This is a genomic window from Streptomyces sp. NPDC005483, assembly GCF_040606035.1.
GTDB lineage: Bacteria > Actinomycetota > Actinomycetes > Streptomycetales > Streptomycetaceae > Streptomyces.
In genome coordinates this window covers 47639-67647 of the sequence record NZ_JBEXEA010000028.1, presented here as the reverse complement: position 1 = coordinate 67647, position 20009 = coordinate 47639, and the positions used below count along the sequence as shown (strand labels likewise).

Annotated in this window: 20 protein-coding genes; 15 read left to right on the top strand and 5 right to left on the bottom strand. The window is 70.7% G+C overall.

All coding sequences use genetic code 11. From position 1 onward, the window contains the following. Window positions 1-3: 3 nt before the first annotated feature. The 6 genes from ribH to ABZT06_RS37845 all read left to right on the top strand — a co-directional run bounded on the left by ribH (window position 4) and on the right by ABZT06_RS37845 (window position 4758). Window positions 4-489, top strand: a complete 486-nt coding sequence (ribH, locus tag ABZT06_RS37870; protein ID WP_355751758.1) for a 6,7-dimethyl-8-ribityllumazine synthase — start codon at window positions 4-6, stop codon at window positions 487-489. A gap of 34 nt (window positions 490-523) precedes the next feature. Next, window positions 524-796 (top strand): phosphoribosyl-ATP diphosphatase, encoded by a 273-nt coding sequence (locus ABZT06_RS37865; protein ID WP_020117406.1) that lies wholly within the window; start codon window positions 524-526, stop codon window positions 794-796. Window positions 797-840: 44 nt separating this feature from the next. Beyond that, on the top strand, window positions 841-1698 hold the full coding sequence (gene hisG / locus ABZT06_RS37860) for an ATP phosphoribosyltransferase (RefSeq protein WP_355751756.1): 858 nt from the start codon (window positions 841-843) through the stop codon (window positions 1696-1698). Window positions 1699-1712: 14 nt separating this feature from the next. After that, window positions 1713-2171, top strand: coding sequence for a PH domain-containing protein (locus ABZT06_RS37855; RefSeq protein WP_355751754.1), 459 nt, complete (start codon window positions 1713-1715; stop codon window positions 2169-2171). Window positions 2172-2350: 179 nt separating this feature from the next. Next, window positions 2351-3685 (top strand): hemolysin family protein, encoded by a 1335-nt coding sequence (locus ABZT06_RS37850; protein ID WP_355751752.1) that lies wholly within the window; start codon window positions 2351-2353, stop codon window positions 3683-3685. After that, window positions 3682-4758 carry a hemolysin family protein gene (locus tag ABZT06_RS37845; protein WP_355751750.1) on the top strand — a complete coding sequence of 359 codons (1077 nt, stop codon included), beginning with the start codon at window positions 3682-3684 and terminating at the stop codon, window positions 4756-4758. Before ABZT06_RS37850 ends, ABZT06_RS37845 begins: the two co-directional genes overlap by 4 nt. Before the next feature lie 136 nt (window positions 4759-4894). Here ABZT06_RS37845 and ABZT06_RS37840 read toward each other — a convergent pair whose 3' ends face one another. Together ABZT06_RS37840 and ABZT06_RS37835 are read right to left on the bottom strand one after the other, a co-directional pair. Next, a complete protein-coding gene (locus tag ABZT06_RS37840; protein ID WP_355751748.1) occupies window positions 4895-6760 on the bottom strand; it encodes an AAA family ATPase in 1866 nt (621 codons plus the stop codon). Window positions 6761-7191: 431 nt separating this feature from the next. Continuing rightward, a complete protein-coding gene (locus ABZT06_RS37835; RefSeq protein ID WP_355751835.1) occupies window positions 7192-7812 on the bottom strand; it encodes a hypothetical protein in 621 nt (206 codons plus the stop codon). A gap of 236 nt (window positions 7813-8048) precedes the next feature. On the opposite strand from ABZT06_RS37835, the gene ABZT06_RS37830 reads away from it, so the two are divergent. From ABZT06_RS37830 to ABZT06_RS37820, 3 genes are all read left to right on the top strand, one after another. After that, window positions 8049-9407 carry a peptidase C39 family protein gene (locus ABZT06_RS37830; RefSeq protein ID WP_355751746.1) on the top strand — a complete coding sequence of 453 codons (1359 nt, stop codon included), beginning with the start codon at window positions 8049-8051 and terminating at the stop codon, window positions 9405-9407. Window positions 9408-9546: 139 nt separating this feature from the next. Beyond that, on the top strand, window positions 9547-9687 hold the full coding sequence (locus ABZT06_RS37825; RefSeq protein WP_106409930.1) for an SCO1431 family membrane protein: 141 nt from the start codon (window positions 9547-9549) through the stop codon (window positions 9685-9687). 65 nt (window positions 9688-9752) lie between these two features. Further along, a complete protein-coding gene (locus ABZT06_RS37820; protein ID WP_355751744.1) occupies window positions 9753-10415 on the top strand; it encodes a TetR/AcrR family transcriptional regulator in 663 nt (220 codons plus the stop codon). Between the two features lie 64 nt (window positions 10416-10479). Here the strand turns inward: ABZT06_RS37820 and ABZT06_RS37815 are convergent, their stop codons facing one another. Then, window positions 10480-11724, bottom strand: coding sequence for a glycoside hydrolase family 18 protein (locus ABZT06_RS37815; protein WP_355751742.1), 1245 nt, complete (start codon window positions 11722-11724; stop codon window positions 10480-10482). Window positions 11725-12066: 342 nt separating this feature from the next. Between ABZT06_RS37815 and ABZT06_RS37810 the strand changes: the two genes are divergently transcribed. Continuing rightward, window positions 12067-13239 (top strand): acyl-CoA dehydrogenase family protein, encoded by a 1173-nt coding sequence (locus tag ABZT06_RS37810; protein ID WP_355751740.1) that lies wholly within the window; start codon window positions 12067-12069, stop codon window positions 13237-13239. On the opposite strand, the gene ABZT06_RS37805 is transcribed toward ABZT06_RS37810, so the two are convergent. Next, the gene (locus ABZT06_RS37805; RefSeq protein ID WP_355751738.1) at window positions 13202-13456 is read right to left on the bottom strand and encodes a hypothetical protein; all 255 of its coding nucleotides are present in this window, start codon (window positions 13454-13456) and stop codon (window positions 13202-13204) included. The two genes, ABZT06_RS37810 and ABZT06_RS37805, sit on opposite strands and share 38 nt — an antisense overlap. Before the next feature lie 137 nt (window positions 13457-13593). Here ABZT06_RS37805 and ABZT06_RS37800 point away from each other — a divergent pair, with 137 nt between their 5' ends. Together ABZT06_RS37800 and ABZT06_RS37795 are read left to right on the top strand one after the other, a co-directional pair. Then, window positions 13594-14706, top strand: a complete 1113-nt coding sequence (locus ABZT06_RS37800; protein WP_355751737.1) for a hypothetical protein — start codon at window positions 13594-13596, stop codon at window positions 14704-14706. A gap of 30 nt (window positions 14707-14736) precedes the next feature. After that, window positions 14737-15831, top strand: coding sequence for a phosphotransferase family protein (locus tag ABZT06_RS37795; RefSeq protein WP_355751736.1), 1095 nt, complete (start codon window positions 14737-14739; stop codon window positions 15829-15831). A gap of 10 nt (window positions 15832-15841) precedes the next feature. On the opposite strand, the gene ABZT06_RS37790 is transcribed toward ABZT06_RS37795, so the two are convergent. Then, window positions 15842-16276, bottom strand: coding sequence for a hypothetical protein (locus tag ABZT06_RS37790; protein WP_355751734.1), 435 nt, complete (start codon window positions 16274-16276; stop codon window positions 15842-15844). Window positions 16277-16544: 268 nt separating this feature from the next. Here ABZT06_RS37790 and ABZT06_RS37785 point away from each other — a divergent pair, with 268 nt between their 5' ends. The 3 genes from ABZT06_RS37785 (at window position 16545) to ABZT06_RS37775 (ending at window position 19993) form a co-directional block, all read left to right on the top strand. Beyond that, window positions 16545-16985, top strand: a complete 441-nt coding sequence (locus tag ABZT06_RS37785) for an Lrp/AsnC family transcriptional regulator (RefSeq protein ID WP_004002750.1) — start codon at window positions 16545-16547, stop codon at window positions 16983-16985. Window positions 16986-17059: 74 nt separating this feature from the next. Beyond that, on the top strand, window positions 17060-18646 hold the full coding sequence (locus tag ABZT06_RS37780; RefSeq protein ID WP_355751732.1) for an amidohydrolase: 1587 nt from the start codon (window positions 17060-17062) through the stop codon (window positions 18644-18646). A gap of 552 nt (window positions 18647-19198) precedes the next feature. Continuing rightward, window positions 19199-19993, top strand: coding sequence for a polyprenol monophosphomannose synthase (locus ABZT06_RS37775; protein ID WP_355751730.1), 795 nt, complete (start codon window positions 19199-19201; stop codon window positions 19991-19993). Window positions 19994-20009: the final 16 nt, after the last annotated feature.

Here is a 20009-nt window from a genome sequence, read left to right as displayed (position 1 = left end):
AACGTGAGCGGCAAGGGTGCACCGGAGCTGTCCGTACGCAACGTGGGCGACCTGCGGGTCGCCGTCATCGCGGCGCAGTGGCACGAGAAGGTGATGGACGGACTGGTCGACGGTGCCCTGCGCGCCCTGCGCGACCTGGGCATCGACGAGCCGACCCTGCTCCGGGTGCCCGGCAGCTGGGAGCTCCCGGTCGTCGCCAAGGTCCTCGCGGGCCGCGGCTACGACGCGATCGTCGCCCTCGGTGTCGTCATCCGCGGCGGCACCCCGCACTTCGAGTACGTGTGCCAGGGCGTCACCCAGGGCCTCACCCAGGTCTCGGTGGACACCGGCGTCCCCGTCGGCATGGGCGTCCTCACCTGCGACACCGAGGAGCAGGCCCTGGACCGGGCCGGCATCGAGGGCTCCAACGAGGACAAGGGGCACGAGGCGGTGACGGCGGCGGTGGCCACGGCGGCCACCCTCCGCTCAGTATCTGAACCGTGGCACTAGGTGGTCCGGGCTTACGCGTAAAGTGGGCGCCACCATGTCCAATAAGACGTTCGAGGAGCTCTTCACCGAGCTCCAGCACAAGGCAGCCAACGGCGACCCCGCCACTTCCCGCACCGCGGAACTGGTCGGCAAGGGCGTCCATGCCATCGGCAAGAAGGTCGTCGAAGAGGCCGCCGAGGTCTGGATGGCCGCCGAGTACGAGGGCAAGGAGGCGGCCGCCGAGGAGATCTCGCAGCTGCTCTACCACGTCCAGGTGATGATGGTCGCGCGCGGGATCTCCCTCGACGACGTCTACGCCCACCTGTAAGCCAGTCGCCGAAACCACCCCTGAGAGCAAAGGAAGCCGACCTCATGCTGCGCATCGCCGTCCCCAACAAGGGTTCCCTGTCAGGCCCTGCGGCGGACATGCTGCATGAGGCCGGCTACCAGCAGCGCCGCGAGTCCAAGGAACTGCGGATCGTCGACCCGGTCAACGACGTGGAGTTCTTCTACCTCCGCCCCCGGGACATCGCGATCTACGTCTCCTCCGGTCAGCTCGACATCGGCATCACCGGCCGCGACCTGCTGATCGACTCCGGCGCCGACGCCGAGGAGATCCTGCCCCTCGGCTTCGCCCGCTCCACCTTCCGCTTCGCCTCCAAGCCCGGCACCGCGAGCGGCGTGGAGGACCTGAAGGGCAAGACGGTCGCCACCTCGTACGAGGGGATCGTCGCCGGACACCTGGCGGACAGCGGCATCGACGCCGCCGTCGTCCACCTCGACGGCGCCGTCGAGACCGCCATCGAACTCGGGGTCGCCGAGGTCATCGCGGACGTCGTCGAGACCGGCACCAGCCTGCGCAACGCGGGCCTGGAGGTCTTCGGCGAGCCCATCATGAAGTCCGAGGCGATCGTCATCCGCCGCACCGGCGCCGACGCAGACGAGGCCGCCGAGTCGAAGGTCCAGCAGTTCCTGCGCCGCCTCCAGGGCGTCCTGGTGGCCCGGACGTACGTGATGATGGACTACGACTGCCGGGTCGAGCAGCTCGAGAAGGCCGTCGCGCTCACGCCGGGCCTGGAGTCCCCGACCGTCTCCCCGCTGCACAACGAGGGCTGGGTCGCCGTCCGTGCGATGGTCCCCGCCAAGGAGGCGCAGCGGATCATGGACGACCTGTACGACATCGGCGCGCGGGCCATCCTGACGACGGCCATCCACGCCTGCCGTCTGTGAGGGGCGTGCCGCAGATGTCCTCCGAACTGCCCCCCCTCCCCGTCACCTTCCGGCCGGGCCGCACCCGTGCCGTGCTGATCACGGCGGGTGTCGCGATCTTCGTGACGATCACGGTGATCGCCCTCCTGCTGGAGCAGTTGGGCCCCGGCGAGCGCCTGAGCTTCATCGTCACGGCGGCCCTGCTCGCCGGTGTGCTGTTCCTGCTGGCCCGGGTGAAGGTCGTCGCCGACGAGTCCGGTGTCACCGTCCAGAACATCGCCGGCCGGCGACACCTGGAATGGGCCGAGATCATCCAGGTGAACCTCCGCCCGGGCGATCCGTGGGTGTTCCTCAATCTGAGCGACGGCACCAGCCTGCCTGCCCTCGGCATCCAGCCGGGCATCGCGAAACAGCAGGCCATCGCCGACGCGAAGGCCCTGCGGGCACTCGCCGAGGCGCACTCCGCAGCCCGCTCCGACGAAGATCAGGGCTGACTCAGGGGCTTTCACCCTGCCGCAGTCGGCCATGTCTTGATTAATCTGTTGGCGGAGGCGTTTTCCTTGCGCCTCCGCCTCTCGTTGTTCCTGCTACCCGAGGAGTGACTCCCTCCAGCGATGGACGGATCGTCCTGTAGTACCTGCGCCGCTCCCTCCCTCCCGATCGAGGCGGCGGCATGACCATCCCCCTGCTGCTCCTGGGAGCGGCTTTCCTGCTGATTCTGGCCAACGGCTTCTTCGTGGCGGCCGAGTTCGGTCTCGTCACCGTCGAGGCCACCGAAGCCGAGAAGGCCGCAGCCGAAGGCGACCGTCGTGCCCGCAGGGTCGCCGAGTCGCTCAAGGAGCTGTCGTTCCAGCTCTCCGGCACCCAGCTCGGCATCACCATCACCTCCCTCGTCGTCGGCATGCTCGCCGAACCGGCCCTGGCGGAACTGCTGCACGGCCCGTTCACGGCCGTCGGCATCCCCGAGGGCGCGGTCTCCGGTGTGGCCGTCGTCGTCGGCATGCTGCTGGCCTCGGCCGTGCAGATGGTGATCGGCGAACTCGTGCCCAAGAACTGGGCGATCTCCAAGCCGATGCAGGTCGCCCGCTTTGTCGCGGGCCCGCAGCACGTCTTCGCGCGGCTGTTCCGGCCGGTGATCGCCGCGCTGAACTCGGTGGCCAACCGCCTCGTCCGTGCGCTCGGCATCGAGCCGGCCGAGGAACTGGCATCCGCCCGCACCCCGGGCGAGCTGGTTTCCCTGGCCCGCCACTCGGCCCAGGCCGGCGCCCTGGAACAGGACACCGCGGACCTCTTCGTCCGCACCCTGTCGCTCGGCGAGCTCACCGCGCAGCACGTCATGACCCCGCGCGTGAAGGTCAGCTCGCTCCAGGCCTCCGCCACCGCCGAGGACGTCGTCAACCTCACCCGCGCCACCGGCCTGTCCCGCTTCCCGGTCTACCGGGAGAAGATCGACGAGATTGTCGGTATGGCCCACCTCAAGGACGCCCTGGCGGTCCCGGTGCAGGACCGCCTGCGCACCCCCGTCTCCCGCATCGCCCGCCCGGCGCTGCTGGTCCCCGAGACCCTACCCGTCCAGCCCCTCCTGGCCCAGCTGCGCAACGAGCAGCCCATCGCCGTCGTCATCGACGAGTACGGCGGCACGGCCGGCGTGGTCACCCTGGAGGACATCGTCGAGGAGATCGTCGGCGAGGTCCGCGACGAGCACGACGGACAGGACGTCCCCGAACTCGCCGCCGCCCCGCCCGAGGACGGCCGCCTCGCCTGGGACGCCGACGGCAGCTGCCGGGTCGACGTCCTCCAGCGCATAGGCCTCGACGTGCCCGAGGGCCCGTACGAGACCGTCGCCGGGCTGGTCGCCGACCTGCTCGGCCGTATCCCCGCCGTCGGCGACCGGGCCGAACTGCCCGGCTGGCGGCTCACCGTCCGACAGATCGGGCACTACCGCGCCGAGCGGGTCCGCCTGGTCCGCACGGTTCCCGCGGTCAACGTCATGGAGGCCGCCCGATGAGCGTGCTCCAGCTCCTCTTTGCCGCGCTGCTCGTGCTCGCCAACGGCTTCTTCGTCGGCGCCGAGTTCGCGCTGGTCTCCGTGCGCCGCAGCCAGATCGAACCGCTCGGCACGGCACGGGCCCGCCAGGTCCTGTACGGCCTCGAGCGGCTCCCCCAGATGATGGCGGCGGCCCAGTTCGGCATCACGGTGTGCTCGCTGACGCTCGGCGCGGTCGCCGAACCGACGGTCGCGCACCTGCTGGAGCCGGTCTTCGAGTGGATCCACCTCCCACAGGGCGTGATCCATCCGCTGGGCTACGTCATCGCCCTGGCCGCGGTCGTCTTCTTCCACCTCGTCATCGGCGAGATGGTCCCGAAGAACCTCGCGATGGCGGCCCCGGAGAAGGTCTCGCTCTGGCTCAGCCCCGGCCTGGTCTACTTCGCCCGCCTCTGCAGGCCGATCACCATCGCCCTCGGCGCCTGCGCCCGGGCCATCCTGCGGCTCTTCCACGTCGAGCCCAAGGACGAGGTCGAGGCGGTCTTCACCAGCGAACAGCTGAACCGGCTGGTGGAGGACTCTGGCCAGGCGGGTCTCCTGGACCCCGAGGAACAGGAACGCCTGGAGGACGCGCTGGAACTCGGCTCCCGCCCGGTGACGGACGTCCTGCTCAAGCGTGAGTCACTGGTGACGGTGCGCCCCTCGGTGACCCCGGGCCAGATCATCGAACTCACCGGCCGGACCGGGTACTCCCGCTTCCCGATCGCCGCGGAGAACGGTGCGTTCATGGGGTACCTGCATGTGAAGGACGTACTGGATCTGGAGGACTCGCAGCGGGCGGTGCCCCAGCAGATCTGGCGGCCGATGACGAAGCTGCGGTCCGATCTGCCGTTGGACGACGCGCTCACGGTGATGCGGCGGGCGGCGACGCACTTGGCTCAGGTGGCGGACGGGTCCGGGAAGGTGCTGGGTCTGGTGGCCCTGGAGGACGTACTGGAACTGCTGGTGGGCGAAGTACGGGACCCGGCGCACCGGGACCTGCCGGAGGTCCGGGTCACTGAGCCTCGCAGCAGCGAGGAGGCGTTGGCGTCGTAGTGCTTCGGTTGCGGCCGAGTAGGGGCTGATCGCGTGCGTGCCCAGCCGTGCCCACTGCTTTCAGGGGCGCGGGGCTGTGACATCAGCGGCTCCGCCGCGGGGCGCGACAAGCCCCCACCGGCCCGCAGCCGACGAGCTACATCGCCGACGGATCCTGCGGCCCCCGCCCCGACAGGACCTCCCCGTACGCCTGCATCAGGTCAGGCAGCCGCAACGTCGACAAGTCGTCCCTGCTCAACATCCCCGGATACGTCGACAACCGAAGATCCCTATACGCGCAGCTCTTCTCGTACAGCGTCCGCAGGAACCGCCCGTTGCCCAGCTCGTCGATCCAGCCCTGGTCCACCACGTGCCCGGCGATGGAGCGCAGCTCGTCCAGCGCCTCCTCGTCCCAGGCGTCACCGTTCTCCGCCGCCAGCACCTCGCCGATGGAGGTGAGTTCGAGGGGGCGGTAGGACGGAAAGTCGACGCGGGTCGTGAAGCGGGACGAGAGTCCGGGGTTCGCGGCCAGCAGGCGGTCCATGCCCTCGGGGTAACCCGCCAGGATCACGACCAGGTGGTCCCGGTTGTCCTCGGCCCGCTTCAGCAGTACCTGCAGCGCCTCGTCGCCGTACGCGTCCCCCTTGCCGTAACCGGAGTTGGAGAGCGAGTACGCCTCGTCGACGAAGAGGACGCCACCGAGGGCCGAGTCGATCAGTTCGTTCGCCTTGACCGCCGTCTGGCCGAGGTACTCCCCGACCAGATCGGCCCGCTGCGCCTCGACGAGATGGTCGCCGCCGAGCAGCCCGAGGGCGTAGAAGACGCGGCCCAGGATGCGGGCCACCGTGGTCTTGCCGGTGCCGGAGGGCCCGGAGAAGACGAAGTGCCGTTTGGGCGGCTGGACCGGCAGGCCCTGCCCGGCGCGGAGGCGGGCCATGTTCAACTGGGCGGACAGGGCCTTGACCTGGCGCTTCACGGGCTCCAGCCCCACCATGCGCTCCAGCTCGGTGAGCGCCTCCTCCAGTAAGTCCGGATCGGTGGGCCCGGCCGGCAGCGGCCCCGCCCCGGCGCCGGACCTCTCGCGGCCGGCCGGGTCGGTCATCGAGGGCAGCGGACCGGTGGGCGGCGGCTCCGGATCGGAGAGCTTCAGGTCCCGCCCCTCCATGCCGAACAGCGGGTCGATCCCGTCGGGCCCCTCCAGCATGTCCTGCCCGAACCCGGTGAGCGTGATGGCGGCGAGGTCGGCGGAGTCGTCGTACCCGTCGCCCTCGGCGATCGCGGCCAGCCGGGCCGAGGTGTCCATGAAGGCGGGGTCGACGCGGTGCACGGCCCGGTAGAGGGGCAGCGCGGCCGCGGACCGGCCCGTCCCCTCGTGCGCCCGGGCCAGCCAGTACCGCAGCTCCTTGCGCTGGGGCTGTTCGCTGCGGCAGCGCATCAGGGCCGCCGAGAGCAGTGGTTCGGCCTGGCCGTACATCTCCAGGCGGACCCGGGCCATGCCGCCGAACAGACCGGCCTCGATGCCGAGCATCGGGTCGTCGATCAGCGGGTCGGTGTGCCGGACCAGCTGTTCCCAGTCCTTGACGAGGTAGGCGCGGCAGGCGTGCAGGAAGCGGACCTGGTGGTCGGTGTCCACCGGGGGCAGCCCCGCGAGGGCCCGGTCGAGCTCGGGGACGTGGCGCCCGTCCAGCCAGTGCGAGGCGTGTGCGAGCAACAGGTCGCGCGGGCTCTCCAGGACCGGTTGCACCCACCAGCCCAGCCAGTACCAGGAGTTGAGGGTGCGCCGGTGCCGGGCGCGCTGTTCGCCGAAGCGCTCACGGTGCCGGAACATCCGCAGCAGCGCGGTCGTCGTGTCGACCCGCAGCGCGTGCAGTCCGAGCCAGCCGTCGGCCATCCCGGGATCGATGCGCACCGCGGCCCGGAACTCCTCCTCCGCCTGCGGATAGGCGCCCATCGTGTAGGCGTCCACACCTCGCAGCCAGGCGAGGTCGGCCGGGGCCTCGGGGCCCTGCGTGCCGAAATCCATCACGTCCCCCACAAACCGTGCCCCCGTGGTTTCACCACCGGGCCGACGCCCGATGGCCGCCTTCGTCAACCGCTGTGCCGCGGACCGGAGTTGCAACGGTGCGCAGAGCAGTCGTCCGTAGGTCGCACCACGGGCATCGTACCTGCGGTGGTGTCGCCCGCCGTAGGGTGCCGCACAGGCCGTTTGACGAGGTGGGAGCAGATGAGGCGCACCGCGGACGGTGACCGAGGGTGAGCGAATCACGCCTCACGGCGTCCGGAAGGGTGGGTGAGGGCAGAACGAAGCCCCCGATCACGGGGGAACAACCGGGGGCTTCGCGACTGCGGGCGGCCTCGAACGGCCGCACATTCAGAACGTAAGACCTGTACGGCCCCTCGGTCAAGCGGAGTTGGGCGACTCAGGCAAGTTCCCACCGGCGGGTCTTCACAGGTTCAACACATCGCCGCCGGGCCGTCACCGTGCGTGACATCGCGGTCCGGACCAGCGGTCCCCGGGGCCCCGGTGGCGATCTCGTACCCCTCCTGTCGCTGACGTACCAGGAGATCGGCGAAGGGCCGGGACGGGTCTTCGGCGAAATGCCGCTGTTCCGCCTCGACCCAGCCGTCCCAGAACGCACGCAGCTCTGCCCCGTCCCGCGAGCGACCCCGCGCCCAGGACTCCTCGTGGGGCAGATCCATCCACAGCAGCAGAGCCAGGTGCGGGCGCAGTGCGCGCCGACCCGCGCCGACCCCTTCCAGGAGGATCACCGGCGCGGGCGGCAGGACGCGGGACGGTCCGAAGCGGCGGGTGTGCCAGTCGTAGACACCGTACCGCGCGGTCTCGCCGCGGCCGAGCGGTGTGATGACCTCGCTCAGCAAGCGACCGGTCCAGTCGAAGAGTTCGTCGTGGCAGGCGATGTCGTCGAGGTGCAGCACGGGTGCGCCGCCGAGAGCGTCGGCCAACCGCGCCGCGAACGTGGACTTTCCGGAACCGGCGTGTCCGTCGACACCGATCAGTCGGACCGGACCACAGGACGGGGGCAGTCGGCGGAGCCGGGAGGCGAGGAAGTGGATGACGAGTTCCTGAAGGTGCTCATACGGATGGGCGGTCGGGTCCGTCCAGTCTAGTGAGGGGCCTGTGATCGCCACCGGAACGGCAGCTTCCCAGGTCATGCCAGTGGACGAGACCAATATTCGTGGGCGTGACATGGGCGGAAGTGCTGGCAGGAGCATGCCGCCTCATCCATAGTTGGCCCACTACCGTGCACGTGGACCCGCCCCGACTCGGAGACCTGGGGGTCTTCCCAGCCATGAGCAGAGCCGAACAGCCGTCCCGCAGAACCCTTCTGGCCGTCGCGGCCGCCGCCGCGGTGGCCGGCAGCGCGGGCCCCGCCACCGCCGTCGGCAACGCGGCCGACGCGGAGCCCGACGAGACCGCCCGCCTGGTCGACAACCACGCCTGGATCACGTACAGCGACTGGCGACGTGGCACCGGGAAGGGTGCCCGTGCCGTCGCCGGGAGCCGTCCCGGTGTCGTGATCGACGCCCCCGCGGGCACCACCGAGTACACCGACCCGCACACCGGGACCACCGCCACCTGGGAGTACGCGACCTGGACCTCGCCGGTCCACGCGCTCGCCGTGCCCTCCACCGAGGTGATCGCCTCCTGGAACGCCCGCACCCCGGCCGGCACCTGGATCCAGATCGAACTCCAGGGGACGTACTCCGACGGCACGGCCACCCCCTGGTACGTGATGGGCCGCTGGGCGGCCGGTGACGGGGACATCAAGCGGACCTCGGTCGACGACCAGACCGACGGCAAGAGCAGCATCTGGACGGACACCTTCGCCATCGACGACCCGTCGACCGGGCTGCGTCTGGCGTCGTACCGGCTGCGGCTGACCCTGTACCGCAAGCCCGGCGCGAAGAACACGCCGACCGTCTGGCGGCTCGGAGCGATGGGCTCGGACGTCCCGGACCGTTTCACCGTCCCGGCCTCCACGCCCGGCCTCGCGCGGGAGCTGATCGTCCCGCGCTACTCGCAGGAGATCCACAAGGGCCAGTACCCGGAGTACGACAACGGCGGCGAGGCGTGGTGCAGCCCCACCTCCTCGCAGATGATCATCGAGTACTGGGGCGGCCGGCTCACCAAGGAGCAGCTGGCCTGGGTCGATCCGTCCTACGCCGACCCGCAGGTGTGTCACGCGGCCCGGTACACCTACGACTACCAGTACGCGGGCTGTGGCAACTGGCCGTTCAACGCGGCCTACGCGGCCACCTTCAAGGATCTCCAGGCAGTGGTGACCCGGCTCGGCTCGCTCACCGACCTGGAGACGCTGATCGCTGCCGGTATCCCGGCCATAACGTCCCAGTCGTTCCTCAAGGAGGAGCTCACGGGGGCCGGTTACGGCACCTCGGGCCACCTCATGACCGTGATCGGCTTCACCGCAGACGGCGATGTGATCGCCAACGACCCGGCGTCGCCGAGCGACGAGGCGGTGCGGCGCGTCTACAAGCGGCGCGAGTGGGAGAACATCTGGCTGCGTACCAAGCGGTACAACGCCAGTGGGAAGGTCGTCTCCGGCACCGGAGGCGTCTGCTATCTGTACTTCCCCGCGTGCCCGACGCCGCGCCAGCGCAAGGCGCTCGCGGCGGTGGGCGTGCGCTGAGTCGCCCTGCGACGGCCCCTGGCATCCGCCGGGGGCCGTCGCTGTGACCAAGGTCTCGGCCGCAAAAGTGACCGACAGTGGCAAGGTGGACGGATCGGCGGGGGGTTCCGACCAGTACATCCGAGATCAGCGAGATGACATGACCGCACACTCTGCCACCGCCGCCCGCGCCCGTACGGGAGGCCCCGAGGACGACGGCCCGAAGATCCTCGAACACGTCGCGGGCTGGACCCTCGTCGCGGTGATCGCGATGCTCGTCACGCAGCTCGGCCTGCTGTGACCTGATCCACAGGTGACCTGACATACTGCGCACGTCCCGCCGCCAGCCGAGACCAGGGTCGCAATTTGAATATCAGTGATCAGCGTGAAGCCGCCCGGCCGAGGGCCCGCGGCACCGAGCGCTCGGTTGCGCGCCGCGCCGAACTCATCGCCATCGGGCGGAAGTTGTTCGCGGACACGTCCTACGACGCGCTCTCCATGGACGACATCGCCAAGCAGGCGCATGTCGCCAAGGGGCTGATCTACTACTACTTCCAGTCCAAGCGGGGCTACTACCTGGCGATCATCCAGGACTCCGTCGCCGACCTGGTCACCTACGCGGCGAGCGGCCTGGAGATGGGGCAGGTGGACCGCGTCCACCGCACCCTGGACAGCTATCTGCGGTACGCCGAACACAACCAGGCGGCCTACCGCACCGTCGTCAGCGGCGGTGTCGGTTTCGACGCCGAGGTGCACGCGATCCGGGACGGGGTGCGGGAGGCGATCGTCGCGACCATCGCCGAGGGGGCGTACGGCCGTACCGAGATCTCCCCGCTGGCCCGGATGGGCCTGCTCGCCTGGGTGTGCAGCGTCGAGGGCGCCACCCTCGCCTGGATCGACGGTCCGCCCCAGCTCTCCCGTGACACCATGCGCGACCTCCTGGTGAAGACGCTCGGCGCCTCGATGCGCGCCATCGAGGAGCTGGACCCGACCCATCCGGCTCCGGCGCCGGCCCGCCGCGACGGCTGACGCTCGCACCCGGTTGGGGCGGAGGCTCGTGGTCCCCCCCGCCCCAAGTCCTCTTCGGATCCGGTCAGTTGATCGCCCGGATCAGCTCTCCGCCCGAGGTGTCCCCGCTCAGCTCCCAGAAGAAGGTGCCGCCCAGGCCCTGCTGGTTCTTGTACGTCATCTTCGTCGCGATGGTCGCGGGGGTGTCGTAACTCCACCAGTTGTTCCCGCACTTGGCGTACGCGGTGCCGCCGACCGTCCCCGTCGCCGGGCACTTCGCCTTGAGCACCTTGTAGTCGTCGATGCCCTGCTCGTAGGTGCCCGCCGCCGGGCCCGTCGCGGTGCCGCCGGGCGCCGACTGGGTCACACCGGTCCAGCCGCGACCGTAGAAGCCGATGCCGAGCAGCAGCTTCGAGGCCGGGATGCCGAGGCCCCTGAGCTTGGCGATGGTCGCCGAAGTGTAGTAACCCGCCCTGGGGATCCCGGAGTAGGAGTTCAGCGGCGAGTGCGGGGCCGTCGGTCCTGACGCGTCCCAGGCGCCGAAGTAGTCGTACGTCATGGGGTTGTACCAGTCGACGTACTGGGCCGCGCCCGCGTAGTTCGCCGCGTCGATCTTGCCGCCGGCCGTGGCGTCCGCGGTGATCGCGGCGGTGACCAGCGAACCGCTCCCGAACTTCGAACGCAGCGCCGCCATCAGCTTCTTGAACGCCTCTCGGCCGCTGGTGTCACAGGTGTTGCCGCAGGCGTTCGGGTACTCCCAGTCGATGTCGATGCCGTCGAAGACGTCGGCCCACCGGGAGTTCTCGACCAGGTCGTAGCAGGACTGCGCGAACGCGGCGGGGTTGCGGGCGGCCTCACCGAAGCCGCTCGACCAGGTCCAGCCGCCGAACGACCAGATGACCTTCAGACCCGGATGCTTCTTCTTCAGCTCGCGCAGTTGGTTGAAGTTGCCCCGCAGCGGCTGGTCCCAGGTGTCCGCGACCCCGTCCACGGATTCGGCCGCCGTGTAGGTCCGGTCGGTCGCCGCGTAGGCGTCGCCCATCGCGCACTTGCCGCCGGTGACGTTGCCGAAGGCGTAGTTGATGTGGGTCAGCTTCGCCGCCGAGCCGGAGGTCTCGATGTTCTTGACGTAGTACTTGCGGTCGTAGGTGCCCCATTCGGTGAAGTAGCCGACGACCTTGGAACCGGCCGCCTTCGGTGTCGCCCGGGGGGTGGCTGAGGGGGCGGCCGCGGTGGCGTTGCTCGCGCCGGCCAGCAGGCCCGCGCTGAGGACCGCGCAACACGCGGCGGAGATCAGCGCCCGGAAGCGGGCGCGGTGGGGAAAGTGCATCGGTGTCTCCTCGTGGGGGAGAGGGGAACGCCAGCCGATTGGCATGAACGCGGTGAAGCGTTGCGGGAACAGTAGGAGGACTAGACCACCTCGTCAATGGTTCGGACCAATACCGGGTGGATGCGAGGCCGGTCGCCATTGCGCCGGTATATCTTGAAGTGAGCGGTCGTTAACCAGTGACCGGGTGTCTCCTTTCGGGCATACTCACAGGGCGCAGCCGCTGGTCAGCAGCTTCCGTGACCCGGGAGACGCGAGCAGCGACCGGCGCCCAGTGAGACCTGCGGAGCCGCCCCACCCCACGGCGTGCGCCCGCCAGCGCCCTACAGGGAGGAGAGCGTCGCCATGCCCGACCGCGCCCCGCAGCCGGTGGACCGGCAACTGCCCACGGATGAGGCCCGGGACCTGATCTCGCTCGTGCGCGACATCGCGCAGCGTGAGATCGCCCCCGAGGCGGCCGAGGAGGAGGACGCCGGGCACTTCCCGCGCGAGGTCTTCACCCTGCTCTCCCGGACCGGACTGCTCGGTCTGCCCTACGACTCCGAGCACGGCGGGGCCGACCAGCCGTACGAGGTCTACCTCCAGGTCCTCGAAGAGCTCGCCGCGGCCCGCCTCACCGTCGGCCTCGGTGTCAGCGTGCACACCCTCGCCTCCTACGCGCTCGCCACCTACGGCACCAAGGAGCAGCAGGTCGAACACCTGCCCGCGATGCTCGGCGGCGGCCTGCTCGGCGCCTACTGCCTCTCCGAGCCCTCGTCCGGCTCGGACGCGGCCTCGCTGCGCACCAGAGCGATGCGGGACGGCGCCGACTGGGTGATCACCGGCACCAAGGCCTGGATCACCCATGGCGGGGTCGCCGACTTCTACACCGTCATGGCCCGCACCGGCGAGGAGGGGGCGCGCGGGATCACCGCGTTCCTGGTGCCCGCGGACGCGGAGGGCGTGAGCGCCGCGGCCCCGGAGAAGAAGATGGGCATGAAGGGCTCGCCCACCGCCCAGGTCCACTTCGACGGGGTGCGCGTGCCGGACGGGCGGCGCATCGGCGACGAGGGGCAGGGCTTCGCGATCGCCCTGTCCGCGCTCGACTCGGGGCGGCTCGGCATCGCGGCCTGCGCGATCGGAGTGGCCCAGGCGGCCCTCGACGAGGCGGTCGGCTACGCGACCGGGAGACTGCAGTTCGGGCGGCCGATCGCCGACTTCCAGGGGCTGCGCTTCATGCTCGCCGACATGGCGACCCAGATCGAGGCGGGCCGGGCGCTGTACCTCGCGGCGGCCCGGCTGCGGGATGCCGGACGGCCCTTCGCCAAGCAGGCGGCCATGGCCAAGCTGCACTGCACCGACACCGCGATGAAGGTCACCACCGACGCCGTCCAGGTCCTCGGCGGCTACGGCTACACCGCGGACTTCCCGGCCGAGCGGTACATGCGCGAGGCCAAGGTCCTGCAGATCGTCGAGGGCACCAACCAGATCCAGCGGATGGTCATCGCCCGTCACCTAGCGGGTCCGGAGACGCGCTGAACTCACCCGGTCTGACCTGCGGCGCCGCGAGCCGTGCCCACTCCGGGTCGTGGCGCCCCGGCAGGGTCCGGCCGCGGGTGGCCCAGGTGTGCATCAGGTCCCGGTAGATGGGCGGGTCCTGGAGCGGCGGCGGGGCCGGACGAAACGGCGACGGGGCCGACGGGGCCGACGGGGCCGACGGGGCCGATTCTGCGACCGGTGCATACGTACGGGTCATACCGGGGCAACGCGAAGTTGGCTGCCGGGTCACCGGTGTCCGCAATCGAGCGTGAGTTCACGGACGTCCGGCCGGACATCTGGCCACGCACGGCGGTCTGACGTACCGTCAGCCAACCGCAGGCAGGGAGGTTGGCCATGACCGACGACCGCCCCGTACCGCTCGACGAGTACCCCGTGCACCAGGTGCCCCTGTCCATGAAGTACGTGGCGACGGGGGACCGCAACGCCTACGACCGCTGCATCTTCCATGTCCTCGACCACGACGGACGCGCCCTGCTGATCCTCGGGCTCGGCGTGTACCCCAACCTCGGCGTGATCGACGCCTATGCGACCCTGCGCCTCGGCGACACCCTCCACGCGGTCCGCGCCTCGGACGCCCTGCACGACGACTCCCGGACGAACCTGGCCGTCGGCCCCCTGCGCATCCTCGTCGAACGCCCCCTGCGCGACTTCGTGTTGAGCTGCGATGCGGACCCGGACGACCCGGACGGGCTGTCGTACGAGATCAACTGGACCGCCGACTTCCCGGCCCTCTGGGAGCCGCACCACCTCCAGCGCCGGGGCGGCCGGCTCACCCTGGAGGGCAGGCGGTTCGTGCAGGCCGGGCACTGCGACGGCTGGATCCGGGTGGGCGGGCGTGAGCTGCGCGTGCGGGGCTGGACCGGAACCCGGGACCGCAGCTGGGGGGTGCGGCCGGTGCCGGGGGAGGAGGGGGGCCGGTTCGCCGAGGAACATCCGACCTCGGGTTTCCACTGGATCTGGTGCCCGGTCCGCTTCGAGGACCGCTTTCTCATGGTGATCGTCCAGGAGGACGCCGACGGCCACCGCTCGCTCAACGACGCGACCCTGGTCCGCCCGGGCCACCGCGACCGTCAACTCGGCTGGCCCCAGGCCGAGATCACCTACCGCTCCGGTACCCGCCACCCCGAACGCGCCCTCGTCCACCTCGGTGACCTCCGCAAGCCCATGGAGCTGGAGGTGGAGATCCTCACCTCCTCACCGCTCGCGCTCGGCGCAGGCTACCCGCCGGCCGACGACTGGCAGCACGGCACCTGGCAGGGCCGCGACTGGACCGACCGCCGCGCCTATGACCTGACCGAGCCGCACCCCCTGGCCGCCTTCGGCGTCACCGACCACGCCGCCCGCTTCCGGCTGGACGGCCGGATCGGACACGGCATCTTCGAACACGGCTCGTTCGGACGGCACGAACCGAGCGGCTTCACCGGTTTCGACTCGGTGGCCCCTTGAAGCAGCCTGGTTCGTAAGGGAGTTGACGACATGGCCACGGCACCCCGCCCCCGCACCACCACCCGCGACCCGGAGGAACTCGCCCACCGTCTCACCGCCTGGCTCGCCGAACGCCTGCCCGGCGCGAAAGCCGTCGGCCTCACCGTCCCCGCCGCGAACGGCCTGTCCAGTGAGACCCTGCTCTTCGACATCGAACACCCCGAACCGCCCCTGCGGTCCTGCGCGTTGCGGCTCGCCGCGGACCCCTGGGCGTACCCGGTCTTCCCGGTCTACGACCTGGCCCGCCAGTACCGCACGATGCGGACGGTGTCTCGCTGCACGGACCTTCCCGTGCCGAAGGTGCGGTGGCTGGAGGAAGACCCGGGTCCGCTCGGGGCGCCCTTCTTCGTCATGGAGCGCGTGCGGGGACGTGTACCGCCGGACGTCATGCCCTACACCTACGAGGGCAACTGGCTGCATGCCGCGAGCGACGCCGAGCGAGAGCACCTGGAGGCGGCCACGATCGGTTTGCTGGCCCGTCTGCACGACCAGGTCCCCACGGCTGAAGCCGAGTTCCTGGAACAGCCCGGCGAGGGAGACGCGCTGCGCCGCCATGTCGCCGCCCAACGCGCCTACTACGACTGGGTGGTCGAGGGACTCGCCCGCTCACCCCTCATCGAGCAGGCCTTCGACCGGCTGGAGGAACTCTGGCCGCCCGACCCGGGGCTACCCGTCCTCAACTGGGGCGACGCACGCATCGGCAACGTGATCTACGACGGCTTCGAGCCCGTCGCCGTACTGGACTGGGAGATGGCGGCCCTGGCCCCGCGCGAGGTCGACCTGGGCTGGACCGTCTACCTGCACCGCTTCTTCCAGGACCTGACGGTCGCCTTCGGCCGGCGCGGACTGCCCGACTTCCTGCGCCGGGACCGGATCGAGTCCCGCTACGCCGAACTCACCGGCCACACCCCGCACGACATGGACTTCTTCACGCTGTACGCCGCGCTGCGGCACGCGATCGTCATGCTGCGTATCGCCTACCGCCAGGCGCACTTCGGCGAAGTGGCCGTACCGGCGGACCCGGACACACTGATCCTGCACCACGGCAGCCTGCGGGCCATGGTGCAGGGCAGCTACTGGGGCTGAGCGCGGTGGCTCAGGCGGCCTGGCGGCGCATCACCGGCATGCGCATGGGGCGCGAAGCCGGGCCACCGACGTGCGAGAACGGCTGGGTCCGCCAGTCGAGTCCCTGAGGGAGCGTCAACAGCAGGGCCGTGTCCTGCTCCTGGGGCTCAGCCGACTCGTCCGCCGACCGGGCCTCGGCGGCCTTGCGACCCGTACCGGCGCAGACCGTGAGGCCGAACGGATTCCACGGCGAGGCGCACAGCGCGTGCTCCGGCAGCACCTCCTCGTCCGCCAGTAGGGCGATGGGCTGCGCGCAGTCCGGGCAGATCACCCGGTACATCTCGAAGGTGTCGTACGCGTCGAACTCCTCGTCGAGAACGTCAGGTTCGACACTCTCCGGCTCGGACTCGGCAACCGCCTGGAGGCGCTTGGGCGCGGTGCGACCAGGACGCTGAAGACTCTGCATTGGGTTCTCCCCCTCGGACTGGGCCGTGAAGGCGCTGCGGCCTCGACCACAGCAAGCACTTCCCGTCCCGTCATGGCGGTAATCACGAGAACATCACGGAGGCCCTCGCGGGGGTGTGGCCTTCGTCACATGCCACTCGCAGATGCCCGTGGCGGCCCGTTTGTCCCTCAGGCGACGCACAGGCACCTCGCCGTCACATCACGAACCGGGCATGACCTGGGGCACTCAGGTATCCGAGGAGATCAGGCGCACTGTAGGTTCTTGCGCCATGGAGGAGCTGGACCGACAAATCGTGCAGCTGCTCGTCAAGGACGGGCGGATGAGTTACACGGACCTGGGCAAGGCCACGGGCCTGTCCACCTCGGCCGTGCACCAGCGGGTGCGACGGCTGGAGCAGCGGGGTGTCATCCGCGGGTACGCCGCGGTGGTCGATCCCGAGGCGGTGGGCCTGCCCATGACCGCCTTCATCTCGGTGAAACCGTTCGACCCCAGCGCCCCCGACGACATCGCGGACCGCCTGGCCGGCGTCCCCGAGATCGAGGCGTGCCACAGCGTGGCGGGCGACGAGAACTACATCCTCAAAGTGCGGGTGGCGACTCCGCACGAGCTGGAGGAGCTGCTGGCTCGCCTGAGGTCGCTCGCGGGCGTCTCGACGCGCACGACGGTGGTGCTGTCGACCCCGTACGAGGCAAGGCCGCCTCGCATCTGATCAGGCGGTGTCCGTTCCCTTGACCGGGCAACCCGCGCCCCGGAGGCGGGACGGCCCCTGGAACACTGTCCCTCATGAGTGAACCGAACACCGTCCTCCTCCGCCGCGGCGAGGTCCACAGCCCCGCCGACCCTTTCGCCACCGCGATGGTCGTCGAACGCGGACAGGTGGCCTGGGTCGGTTCCGAGGGTGCCGCCGACGCCTTCGCCGACGGTGTCGACGAGACCGTGGACCTGGACGGAGCTCTGGTCACCCCCGCGTTCACGGACGCACATGTGCACACCACCGCGACGGGGCTTGCCCTCACCGGCCTGGACCTCTCCGACGCCCCCTCCCTGGACGCGGCGCTGACCCTCGTACGGGAGTTCGCCGCCGCCCGCCCCCACGACCGCGTCCTCCTCGGCCACGGCTGGGACGCCGCCCGCTGGCCCGAGAACCGGCCGCCCGCACGCGAGGAACTCGACGAGGCCACCGGCGGCCGCCCCCTCTATCTGAGCCGCATCGACGTCCATTCGGCGGTCGCCACGACAGCCCTCCTCGACATGACGTCCCTCGGGGCGGTGGACGGACCCCTCACGGCGGACGCCCACCACACGGTCCGTGCCAAGGCTCTCGGCTCCGTCTCGCCGGTCCAGCGCGCGGAGGCGCAGCGCGCCGCCCTCACCCACGCCGCCTCCCTCGGCATCGGCACTCTTCACGAATGCGCAGGCCCCGAGATCTCCTCGGAGGACGACTTCACGGGGCTGCTGCGGCTGGCGAGTGAGCAGCCGGGCCCGAGGGTGGTCGGCTACTGGGCGGAGCAGGACGTCGACAAGGCGCGCGAGCTCGGCGCGCTCGGCGCCGCCGGAGACCTCTTCGTCGACGGCGCCCTCGGCTCCCACACCGCGTGCCTGCACGAGCCGTACACCGACGCCGACCACACCGGCCTCGCCTATCTGGACGCCGCCGCCGTGGCCACCCATGTCGCGGCCTGCACCGAAGCGGGCCTGCAGGCCGGCTTCCACGCGATCGGTGACGCGGCGGTGACCGCGGTGGTCGACGGCGTCCGCGCCGTGGCGGAGAAACTCGGCCTCGCCCGCGTCCGGGCCGCCCGGCACCGCGTCGAGCACGTCGAGATGCTGTCCCCCGAGGCCATCGCCGCCTTCGCCGAACTCGGTCTGACCGCCTCCGTTCAGCCCGCCTTCGACGCCCTGTGGGGCGGCGAGGACGGCATGTACGCCCGGCGCCTGGGCCGGGAGCGGGCGAGCCGTCTGAACCCCTTCGCGGCCCTCCTGCGCGCCGGTGTCCCGCTCGCCTTCGGCTCCGACAGCCCCGTCACCCCGCTCGACCCGTGGGGCACGGTCCGCGCGGCCGCCTTCCACCGGACCCCCGAGCACCGCGTCTCCGTGCGCGCCGCGTTCACCGCGCACACCCGCGGCGGCTGGCGGGCGGTCGGCCGGGAAGACGCGGGCGTCCTGGTGCCCGGCGCCCCGGCCGACTACGCCGTGTGGCGCACCGGCGAACTGGTCGTGCAGGCCCCTGACGACCGGGTCGCCCGCTGGTCCACCGACCCCCGCTCCGGCACCCCCGGCCTGCCCGACCTGACGCCGGGCCGTGACCTGCCCGTCTGCCTGCGGACCGTGGTCGGCGGACGGACGGTCTTCGTACGGCCGGGCGAGTGATCTCCGGGGGTGGCGGGGTGACGATCGCCCGCCGTCCCGCTGTCGCGCGACCTGCGCATCCTCCGCCCTGACCAGCGGGTTGTCTGCAGATGTGCAGGTCGAACGACTGTTGACAGCCGACGGCAGGGGGCCGGTAGGTTCGGCCGGGTCCACCACCGGACGCCCGACCGGGGAACCTCCGCCCAGTCGTCGCAGCGCCGCTGGGTCAGGGACGGTGTGCCGCACCGGAACACCGCCACTGGGAGCCAGGCTCAGCGCTTGCGCCACGGCGAGGGAACGTTCTGTCCGGCCGGGGAGGTGTGACCCGGGTGGGGCCCGGGCGCTCAGTAGACAACGGCTTTCGGTCGACCCGCAGCCAGCGGGCCCCAGGTCGGCCCGAAGGGCGCCGGGCCCCCATCCGCAGCGAGGGCGGCAATTCCGCCAAGGTGGCCGAAAAGTCCTATCCTTACCCCGCTCTTGTGGAAACGACACCAGCATACGAACGCCTTGTCACGTCATCGCAGGCCGTGCGCACTATGGTGGACGCCTGCGCATTGACTCGAAGGGGCAGCAGTGAACGACGGTGACGGGACCCACACGGGCCAGGAGAGGCGATTCGGCCCGCTCGGCACGGCGTTGGTGATCATTCCGACCTACAACGAGGCGGAGAACGTCAAGGCCATCGTCGGCCGCGTCCGCAAGGCCGTCCCGGAGGCACACGTCCTGGTGGCCGACGACAACAGCCCCGACGGCACCGGCAAGCTCGCCGACGAACTGGCCGTCGAGGACGACCACGTCCAGGTCCTGCACCGCAAGGGCAAGGAGGGCCTCGGCGCCGCCTATCTCGCGGGCTTCCACTGGGGTCTGGAGAACGGCTACGGCGTCCTGGTCGAGATGGACGCCGACGGCTCCCACCAGCCCGAGGAACTGCCCCGCCTGCTGACCGCCCTCAGGAGCGCCGACCTGGTCCTCGGCTCCCGTTGGGTGCCCGGCGGCCGGGTCGTGAACTGGCCCAAGTCCCGCGAGTTCATCTCCCGCGGCGGCAGCCTCTACTCGCGCGTCGCCCTCGACCTGCCCCTGCGTGACATCACGGGCGGCTACCGGGCCTTCCGCCGCGAGACCCTCGAAGGTCTCGGCCTGGACGACGTCGCCTCCCAGGGCTACTGCTTCCAGGTCGACCTGGCCCGCCGCGCGGTAAAGGCCGGCTACCACGTCGTCGAGGTGCCCATCACCTTCGTCGAGCGTGAACTCGGCGACTCCAAGATGAGCCGCGACATCCTCGTGGAAGCCCTGTGGCGGGTCACCACCTGGGGTGTGGGGGAGCGGGTCGGCAGGATCACCGCACGCGGGAAGCGCGCACAGCCGTAGGCCTACGACCTCACAG